This window comes from Streptococcus chosunensis (assembly GCF_003626515.1).
Classification (GTDB): Bacteria; Bacillota; Bacilli; order Lactobacillales; family Streptococcaceae; genus Streptococcus; species Streptococcus chosunensis.
This window is the reverse complement of record NZ_RBCK01000002.1, coordinates 236,643-247,369: the sequence shown is the minus strand read 5'-3', so window position 1 is coordinate 247,369 and position 10,727 is coordinate 236,643. Positions and strand designations below refer to the sequence as shown.

4 protein-coding genes are annotated in these 10,727 nt (G+C 41.9%); 2 read left to right on the top strand and 2 right to left on the bottom strand.

All coding sequences use genetic code 11. The annotated features are described in order from the left end of the window. Positions 1 to 16: 16 nt before the first annotated feature. Positions 17 to 3,619, bottom strand: a complete 3,603-nt coding sequence (rpoB, locus tag D7D54_RS07135) for a DNA-directed RNA polymerase subunit beta (protein WP_120719122.1) — start codon at positions 3,617 to 3,619, stop codon at positions 17 to 19. 482 nt (positions 3,620 to 4,101) lie between these two features. On the opposite strand from rpoB, the gene D7D54_RS07130 reads away from it, so the two are divergent. Further along, positions 4,102 to 5,586: an AcpB/EbpR/MafR family transcriptional regulator gene (locus D7D54_RS07130; RefSeq protein WP_020901867.1), complete on the top strand. Its 1,485-nt coding sequence runs from the start codon at positions 4,102 to 4,104 to the stop codon at positions 5,584 to 5,586. 106 nt (positions 5,587 to 5,692) lie between these two features. After that, positions 5,693 to 9,484, top strand: a complete 3,792-nt coding sequence (locus tag D7D54_RS07125; RefSeq protein WP_120719121.1) for a pullulanase — start codon at positions 5,693 to 5,695, stop codon at positions 9,482 to 9,484. Between the two features lie 94 nt (positions 9,485 to 9,578). On the opposite strand, the gene D7D54_RS07120 is transcribed toward D7D54_RS07125, so the two are convergent. Continuing rightward, positions 9,579 to 10,628, bottom strand: coding sequence for an LLM class flavin-dependent oxidoreductase (locus D7D54_RS07120; protein WP_120719120.1), 1,050 nt, complete (start codon positions 10,626 to 10,628; stop codon positions 9,579 to 9,581). Positions 10,629 to 10,727 lie beyond the last annotated feature (99 nt).

Below are 10,727 nucleotides of genomic sequence, written 5' to 3'. Positions count from 1 at the left end.
ATTCTAAGTGAGCCACTTATTCTTGTTCAGTAGCTTCTTCTGTTGCTTCCGCTTTTGCACCTTCTTCAGCTTCAAAAGCAGCTTTTGCTTCTTCAGCAGCTTTTTTACGTGCTTTTTCAAGGTCATCTACGTGGATGACATCTTCGTCCATACCCTCATCAAGATCACGAAGTTCAACTTCTTGATCATCTTCGTCAAGGACACGCATGTCGAGACCAAGTGATTGCAATTCTTTAACAAGAACTCGGAAGGATTCTGGAACACCTGGTTTTGGAATTGGTTTTCCTTTTGTAATAGCTTCATAAGCTTTCAAACGTCCGTTGATATCGTCAGACTTGTAAGTCAAGATTTCTTGAAGGACATTTGATGCACCATAGGCTTCAAGCGCCCAAACCTCCATCTCACCGAAACGTTGTCCACCAAACTGAGCTTTACCTCCGAGTGGTTGTTGGGTAACGGTTGAGTATGGTCCGACTGAACGAGCGTGCAATTTATCATCAACCATGTGGTGGAGTTTGATCATGTACATGACACCAACTGACACACGGTTATCAAATGGTTCACCAGTACGTCCATCGTAAAGGATAGTCTTAGCATCGCTATCCATACCTGCTTCCTTAACAGTTGACCAAAGATCTTCAGAACTTGCTCCGTCAAAGACTGGTGTTGCGATGTGGATACCAAGAGTACGAGCTGCCATACCAAGGTGAAGCTCCATAACCTGACCGATATTCATACGTGATGGCACCCCAAGTGGGTTCAACATGATATCAACTGGAGTTCCGTCTGGAAGGTAAGGCATGTCTTCCACAGGAACGATACGAGAAACAACCCCTTTGTTTCCGTGACGTCCGGCCATCTTATCTCCGACCTTAATCTTACGTTTTTGAGCGATGTAAACACGAACTAGCATGTTAACGCCTGATTGCAATTCATCTCCATTTGCACGTGTAAAGATCTTAACATCACGAACAACACCATCGGCACCGTGTGGTACACGAAGAGAAGTGTCACGAACTTCACGAGATTTGTCTCCGAAGATAGCGTGCAAGAGACGTTCTTCAGCTGAAAGATCTTTTTCACCCTTAGGTGTTACTTTACCTACAAGGATGTCCCCTTCTTTAACCTCAGCACCGATACGGATAATACCCATTTCGTCAAGGTCTTTAAGAGCATCTTCACCAACGTTTGGAATTTCACGAGTGATTTCTTCAGGCCCAAGCTTTGTATCGCGAGTTTCTGATTCGTATTCTTCAAGGTGAACAGATGTGTAGACATCGTCTTTGACCAAGCGTTCGCTCATGATAACGGCATCCTCGAAGTTGTAACCTTCCCATGTCATGTAGGCAACAATTGGGTTTTGTCCAAGCGCCATTTCTCCATTTTCCATAGAAGGTCCATCTGCAATAAAGTCGCCTTTTTCTACAACATCACCAACTTTAACAAGCGTACGTTGGTTGTAGGCAGTACCTGAGTTTGAACGACGGAATTTTTGGATATGGTAAACATCCAATGAGCCATCTTCACGGCGAACTTCTACCTTGTCAGCATCGGCATAAGTAACTTTACCATCATACTGAGCAATCACAGCCGCTCCAGAGTCATGGGCTGCTTGATATTCCATACCAGTACCAACGTAAGGTGCTTTTGGATCAATCAATGGTACAGCCTGACGTTGCATGTTGGCACCCATGAGGGCACGGTTGGAGTCGTCGTTTTCCAAGAAAGGAATACATGCTGTCGCAACGGCAACTACCTGTTTTGGAGAAACGTCCATGTAATCAACACTTGAAGCTGGGTATTCTTGGTTAACCCCTTGGTGACGTCCCATGACAACTTTTTCAGCAAAAGTGCCATCTGCGTTCAATTTAGAGTTAGCCTGCGCTACTGTGAACTCATCTTCTTCATCGGCTGTCAACCAAACGATTTCGTTAGTTACTTTTCCAGTTTCACGATCAACCTTACGATATGGTGTTTGAATGAAACCATACTTGTTGAGGTGTCCGTATGAAGACAAGTTGTTGATCAAACCGATGTTTGGTCCCTCAGGTGTCTCGATTGGACACATACGACCATAATGAGTGTAGTGCACGTCACGCACTTCATATCCAGCGCGGTCACGTGTCAAACCACCAGGTCCTAAGGCAGACAAACGACGTTTGTGTGACAACTCAGAAAGTGGATTGTGTTGGTCCATGAACTGTGACAATTGAGACGAACCAAAGAATTCTTTGATTGCTGCAGTTACTGGACGGATATTGATAATTTGTTGTGGTGTTAGTACTTCGTTATCTTGAACAGACATACGTTCACGAACGTTACGTTCCATACGTGAAAGTCCAAGACGCACTTGGTTGGCAAGCAATTCACCAACAGCACGGATACGACGATTTCCAAGGTGGTCAATATCATCGACACGACCGATACCTTCTGCCAAGTTGAGGAAGTAGCTCATCTCTGCCAAGATATCCGCAGGCGTTACGATACGAACCTTGTCATCTGGATTTGCATTACCAATGATGGTTACAACACGATCTGGATCAGTTGGTGCAACAACCTTGAATTTTTGAAGAACGACTGGCTCTGTTACTACAGCAGCATCATTTGGAATGTAGACAATCTTGTTCAAATCGCCATCCAAATGGCTTTCAATGCTTTCAATCACGCTACGAGTCATGATTGTTCCAGCTTCTACCAAGATTTCACCTGTTTCAGGGTCTACCAATGGTTCAGCAATGGTTTGGTTCAACAAACGGTTCTTGATATTGAGTTTTTTATTGATCTTGTAACGACCAACTGCAGCCAAGTCATAACGACGTGGGTCAAAGAAACGAGCTACAAGCAAGCTACGTGAACTTTCAGCAGTCTTAGGCTCACCTGGACGAAGGCGTTCGTAGATTTCCTTCAAAGCTTCGTCTGTACGAGAGTCCATTGGGTTCTTGTGAATATCTTTTTCAACAGTGTTACGAACAAGATCGCTGTCACCAAAGATATCAAAGATTTCATCATCGCCTGAGAAACCAAGTGCACGAACCAAGGTCGTAAATGGAATCTTACGAGTACGGTCGATACGAGTGTAGGCGATGTCTTTTGAGTCGCTCTCAAGTTCCAACCAAGCTCCACGGTTAGGGATAACAGTTGAACCGTAACCCACTTTACCATTTTTGTCTACCTTGTCATTAAAGTAAACACCTGGAGAACGCACCAACTGTGATACGATGATACGTTCACCACCGTTGATGATAAAGGTTCCCATCTCAGTCATGATTGGGAAATCACCAAAGAATACTTCCTGTGTCTTGATTTCGCCAGTTTCTTTGTTAATCAAGCGGAAGGTTACAAAGATAGGTGCTGAATAGCTGGCATCGTGGATACGAGCTTCTTCAAGCGTATATTTAGGTTCTTTGATTTCGTAGCCAACAAATTCCAACTCCATTGTGTCTGTGAAGTTTGAAATTGGCAATACATCTTCAAACACTTCCTTCAGACCATGGTCTAGGAAATCTTTGAATGAATCAGTTTGAATTTCAATCAAATTTGGTAAGTCAAGAACTTCTTTGATTCTTGAAAAACTACGACGGGTACGATGTTTCCCGTATTGAACGTCATGTCCTGCCAAGATGATTCTCCTTTGTAAATAAGTTCCAAGCCTTGTCAATCAGGCTTTTCTAATCGTCATATGGTTTTAAAAACCCCTATCACCGTGTCCCTTTGATAAATTTTCAGAATCTTTAAGTCTTTGTTACAAGTACTCAAAATCCTGAAAAAAAGCACAAAAAGAGCAGCTAAATCTGACTTTTTCAGAAGATTTAACTGCTGTGAGTCTTGTCTGGACAATATTTCAGACAAAACCTACGACAAATGATTACTCATATTATACCCTATTTAGCTAGATTGTTCAAGGGGATTGACGAATTTTTGACAAAATCTTTTCCTATAAAAAATTAAATTCAACTTTCACTTTGCAAATTTCATTTTCAGCTTAGTAGTTCACAAAAATATAGTAAATTACGATTCTCCTATTTTATCTTGGGCTGTTTTTCTTGACTTTACTAGGCTTTTATTTTAATATATATGTATAAATATATAGGGAGATTTATGATGAATATCTTGCTTTCTAAGACTGAACAAGATTTGCTATTCTTACTAGAAGAATTAACCAAACACCATGATTGGATAGAAATTCCAGACGTGGCTAAGAAGCTGAATTTTTCAATAGAAGAATTGCAAGAACACCTTTTTAAGCTTGAACAATTATTTCCAAACCTCCTACTTCAATCAAGCAAAAAAGGCATTCAATTGCAGTTTGACTTCCAAAACGCCTTGGATCCCAGGACTGCGATTTTTAAACAATCTGAAACCTACTCTTTTTTGAACCAGTTGTTTTTCAATGAGGGACAATCACTCGAGCAAATGTGTCAAGAACTTGTAATGAGTTGCGAACGAGTTCAGGAAATTATCCAGCATCTAAATACTAAACTTCCCCAACACTATGGCATCAAAATCCAACTTTCCCCTTTAGTCATGAAGGGAACAGAAGAGGACATTCGTGCCTTTTATCTAGACTACTTTAGCCAAAGTTACGACTTTCTAGATTGGCCCTTCCCTTCTATTTCTGAAGAATCACTCACTAACTTGATTCAGCTATTTTTGGACGCCCAACAAGTTTCACCCAACCTCAGTAGCTTACGGCAAATCAAATATACCCTAGCTATCAATCTAGAGCGGTTTAATAAAAATCACTTCATTGAAAATCCTACTCCCCTTTTAACCAGTCACTACAGCTCTCTCATGCAAATTCCGCAGTTTGAAGAAAATATTAAGAAGATGGCTAAAAAACTCTGTTTTGAACCGACAATGGAAACACTGGAACAGCTATTTTCAAACCCAATCAAATCTCTTCAAGTTGCAAACAATCCTAATAATGGAGCACTAGGTGATATTCATCATATCCAAAAATCCTACCGTTTATTGAGTCAAATCTTAGAAGAGTTAGCTAAAGAATTTCACCTACAGATTGAAAATCGCGAGGAATTGATTTGTCTCCTCCACTACACTGCCCAATCTGATTTCTTCCATTTGCTCAGTAACCAGTCTCTCGACAAACAGAAATCCCAGATTTTAAGCAATTATCAAAAAGAATTTCCAAAACTATTTGAAGTGAGTCAACTCAAATTCCAATCTTATTTGACTGAGATGGGGCTAAACAATAAGTCAAGTAAGCTACAAGAGATGATCTACACCTTCACCATCCAAGGGCATCGGATTTTAGTCCAACTACTTCAAAAACTTCTCAAAATACGCGTTTTGGTTATTAGTCATCTGGATGGCCATCACGCACAAAATCTAATCGATACCCTAACTCACTACGGCAACAATCTCTATCTATTTGATTCTTGGGAAGAATCTACGATTTCTTTCTCAATTCTCAATCAAATTCCTCACGATATTGTTATCACTACCTTTCCTGTCACCAACTCTCCCAAACCAATTATTTGTAGTCGAAACCTTTCTACTTCAGAATTATTCCACCACCTCCACCTGATGGCTTCTCAAATTCATAAAAAAAGACTGGCTAAATCGTAACAAAATCTGTTGCGATTTTTCTTTTAGTTTAATTTTAGGAAAACGCTTGCATATTCTTTTACTAAGTGCTATACTGATATAGAAATTTATTGATTGGAGAATGATTATGAGAAAAACACCATCTCACACTGAGAAAAAAATGGTTTACAGCATCCGTTCCCTTAAAAATGGAACTGGTTCTGTCCTTATTGGAGCAAGCCTTGTTCTGCTTGCCATGGCTACACCAACTATCTCAGCCAACGAAAATACTACAAGCACTAACGAACCTAGCAACAGAAATACAACCTCCCTTACTCAGCCTCTTACTGATACAGCAGTTAGCTCTAGTAAGAAGGAAAGTGATATTTCTTCACCTGAAAATGCAAACGCTTCCCTAGAGAAAAAAGAAGAAAAACCTGCAACAGAGCCAACAACTCCTGTTTCAAGCCCAGCCGATTCAGCACCACAAACCGGACAAGATCGTTCAAGTGAGCCAACTACTGCTATTAGTCCAGCAGCGACTGAAACTAAAGCAGAAGAACCCATCGCAGATAACCACTTCCGCATCCATGTAAAGAAACTCCCTGAAGAAAACAAGGATACTCAAGGACTATGGACTTGGGACGATGTTGAAAAACCATCTGAAAATTGGCCCAATGGAGCCCGATCCTTCAAGGATGCCAAGCAAGATGACTACGGCTATTACCTAGATGTCAAACTCAAAAATGAGCAAGCCAAGAAAGTCAGCTTCCTTATCAACAATACCAAAGGGGATAACCTGACAGGGGACCGTTCGGTAGAGCGTCTCTCTCCAAAAATGAATGAGGCCTGGCTAGATGAAAACTACAAGGTATACAACTACCGCCCTCAACCAGCAGGAACTATTCGTGTCAACTACTATCGCACCGATGGCAACTATGACAAAAAATCTCTTTGGTATTGGGGCGATGTCAAAAACCCAAGTAGTGGAGAATGGCCTAATGGAACAGACTTTACGGCTACAGGCAAATATGGTCGCTATATCGATATTCCACTCAAAGATGCAGCTAAAGACCTTGGATTTTTATTACTAGACAGAAACAAACAAGGAGACGATGTGAAAATCCGTAAAGAAGATTATAAGTTCACAGATTTAAAAAATCATAGCCAAATTTTCCTAAAAGACGATGATGAATCAATTTACACAAATCCATACTATGTCCATGATATCCGTATGACAGGAGCCCAACACGTAGGCACTTCTAGCATTGAGAGTAGTTTTTCAACACTTGTCGGTGCTAAAAAAGAGGATATCCTCAAACACTCCAACATTACTAATCACCTAGGAAATAAGGTAACTATCACCGATGTTGCAATCGATGAAGCTGGCAAGAAAGTGACCTACAGCGGAGATTTCTCTGACACAAAACATCCTTATACCGTTAGCTACAACTCTGACAAATTCACTACCAAAACAAGCTGGCGCCTGAAAGATGAAACTTACAGTTATGATGGCAAACTTGGAGCTGACCTCAAAGAAGAAGGAAAACAGGTTGATTTAACCCTTTGGTCACCAAGTGCTGATAAGGTTTCTGTCGTTGTTTACGATAAGAATGACCCTGAAAAAGTAGTTGGAACTGTCGCTCTTGAAAAAGGTGAAAGAGGAACCTGGAAACAAACTTTGGATGCAAACTCAGGTTTAGGTATCAGCAACTACACTGGCTACTACTACCACTACCAAATCGAGCGTCAGGGTAAAACTGTTCTCGTTCTTGACCCTTATGCCAAATCATTAGCAGCTTGGAACAGCGATCTAGCAAAAACAGACGCTGCCCATAAAGTGGCTAAAGCCGCCTTTGTAAATCCAGCTAAACTAGGACCTCAAGACTTGACTTATGGTAAGATTCGCAACTTCAAATCGCGCGAAGATGCTGTCATCTACGAAGCTCATGTGCGTGACTTCACTTCAGATCCTGCCATTGCAAAAGACCTGACCAAACCATTTGGTACCTTTGAAGCCTTCATTGAAAAATTAGACTACCTCAAAGACTTGGGTGTGACCCACATCCAGCTCCTTCCCGTCTTGTCTTACTACTTTGTAAATGAATTGAAAAACCATGAACGCTTGTCTGACTATGCTTCAAGCAACAGCAACTATAACTGGGGATATGACCCTCAAAACTACTTCTCCTTGACTGGTATGTACTCAAGCGATCCTAAGAATCCAGAAAAACGAATCGCAGAATTTAAAAACCTCATCAACGAAATCCACAAACGTGGTATGGGAGCTATTCTGGATGTAGTGTATAACCATACAGCTAAAGTCGATATCTTTGAAGATTTAGAACCAAACTACTATCACTTTATGGATGCTGATGGTACACCTCGCACTAGCTTTGGTGGTGGACGCTTGGGAACAACCCACCATATGACCAAACGGCTCCTAGTTGACTCTATCAAATATCTGGTTGATACCTACAAAGTAGATGGATTCCGCTTCGATATGATGGGAGACCATGATGCCGCTTCTATCGAAGAAGCGTACAAGGCTGCACGCGCCCTCAATCCAAACCTAATCATGCTTGGTGAAGGTTGGAGAACCTATGCTGGTGATGAAAATATGCCTACTAAAGCTGCTGACCAAGATTGGATGAAACATACCGATACTGTAGCAGTCTTCTCAGACGACATCCGTAACAACCTCAAGTCTGGTTATCCAAACGAAGGTCAACCTGCCTTTATCACAGGTGGCAAGCGTGATGTCAACACCATCTTTAAAAATCTGATTGCACAACCAACCAACTTTGAAGCAGATAGTCCTGGAGATGTGATTCAATACATCGCAGCCCATGATAACTTGACCCTCTTTGACATCATCGCCCAGTCTATCAAAAAAGACCCAAGCAAAGCTGAGAACTATGCTGAAATCCACCGTCGTTTGCGACTTGGAAATCTCATGGTCTTGACAGCTCAAGGAACTCCATTTATCCACTCTGGTCAGGAATACGGACGTACTAAACAATTCCGTGACCCAGCCTACAAGACTCCAGTAGCAGAGGACAAACAACCAAACAAATCTCACTTGTTGCGTGATAAGGACGGCAATCCATTTGACTATCCTTACTTCATCCATGACTCTTACGATTCGAGTGATGCTATTAACAAGTTTGACTGGACTAAGGCTACAGATGGAAAAGCATATCCTGAAAATGTCAAGAGCCGTGACTATATGAAAGGTTTGATTGCCCTTCGTCAATCTACAGATGCCTTCCGACTTAAGAGTCTTCAAGATATCAAAGACCGTATCCGCCTCATCACTGTTCCAGGTCAAAATGGTGTGGAGAAAGAGGATGTAGTGATCGGTTACCAAATTACTGCTCCAAACGGTGATATCTACGCAGTCTTTGTCAATGCGGACGAAAAAGCTCGCGAATTCAACTTGGGAACTACCTTTGCTCACTTGAGAAAGGCCGAAGTCTTGGCTGATGAAAACCAAGCAGGACCCGTAGGAATTACCAACCCTCAAGGTCTCGAATGGACTGAAAAAGGCTTGAAATTGAACGCTCTCACTGCTGTCGTTCTCCGCTTATCTCAAGGTGGTGCCATCGTTGCCCCAGCTGTGGAAGAAAAACCAGAATTTGACCTTTCAAGCTTAAAACAAGAACAAGGGCAAAATAACAGCCAAGACAATATGTCAAACCGAGTAGTCAAACCGGAACAGCAAACTCCAGCTCCACAAACTAAACCTGATTCTGCAAAACCAGATACAAAAGTAGCTGATGCAGAAAATAAACCTAACCAAGCTACAGCTGATTCACAAGCTAAACTACCAAATACAGGAACCAAAAACGATCACAAACTCCTGTTTGCAGGAATTAGTCTCCTTGCCCTTCTAGGTCTCGGGTTCTTGCTAAAAAACAAAAAAAGAGAACTAAACTAGCCCTCCTATAGAAAAATCCCCCAAGCATTATAGCTCGGGGGATTAATTTTTGTACAATATTTGTTGTCCTAATAAACTTGATTAGGATTTTTTATTAAGCCTCTTTCATGGCAAAATAAGCCCGTACTTTGGGGGCAACTTGTGTGCCGAAGAGTTCAATAGCTCTTAGAACTTGATCATGAGGCATGGAGCCAAGCGGTAGATGGAGCATGAAGCGGTCCAAACCTAAGTCTTCAATCATGCGAATCAATTTTTCGGACACCTGATCTGGATTGCCCACAAACATAGCACCATTTGGCCCAACTTGCTCCAAATATTGCTCATAACGCAATTTCTGCCAGTGCGGACGATCTTTGGAAATAGCATCCACCACTTGCTTGGTCGGATGGAAATAATCTTTTACAGCCTGCTCGCCATCCTCAGCAATCCAGCCCCAAGAATGGGCTCCAACCTTTAGTTCATGACTGGCATGACCCGCTTCGCTACCAATCTCACGATAAGCCTGAACCAACTTTTTAAAATAACGCGGATTCCCACCAATAATTGCATAGACAATCGGTAGACCAGCCTGAGCAATCTTCACTGTTGATTCGACATGACCACCTGTCGCTATCCACAAGGGTAATTTGTCCTGAACTGGACGAGGATAAACTTCTTTTCCAGAGATTGTTTGGGTCAAGCGACCTTGCCAGTCTAACTTGGTCTTTTCATTAACTAACTGAAGCAAGTCTAATTTTTCATCAAAAAGGGATTCGTAGTCTTTCAAATCATAGCCAAACAAGGGAAAAGATTCCGTGAAAGAACCCCTTCCGGCCATAATCTCCGCACGTCCATTTGACAGAGCATCGATAGTGGCATATTGTTGGAACAAACGAATCGGATCCATGCTCGAGAGAATGCTGACCGCACTGGTCAAACGAATTTTCTTGGTATTGACTGCCCCAGCTGCCAGGATAATCTCTGGGGCTGATACCGCAAAATCCGCTCGATGGTGCTCACCAATCCCATACACATCCAAACCAATCTTGTCAGCCAGTTCAATCTCTGCCACCAACTGGCGAATACGTTCGGCATGACTGTAAGTCTGTCCAGTCCCTTCAAGCTCCGTTGTTTCCCCAAATGTTGAAATTCCCAATTCTACCACAGTGATTCTCCTTGTCTACCTCTGTCCTTCAATTTGAAAAATTATTCTAACACGAATCTTGAGTACAAGCAACCAATTTGCTTACAAGAAAAAGCCTAG

Bases quoted from the DNA above. Each gene is read 5' to 3' on its own strand.
- D7D54_RS07130 (WP_020901867.1), top strand. From the start codon at position 4,102: ATGAATATCTTGCTTTCTAAGACTGAACAAGATTTGCTATTCTTACTA.
- D7D54_RS07125 (WP_120719121.1), top strand. From the start codon at position 5,693: ATGAGAAAAACACCATCTCACACTGAGAAAAAAATGGTTTACAGCATC.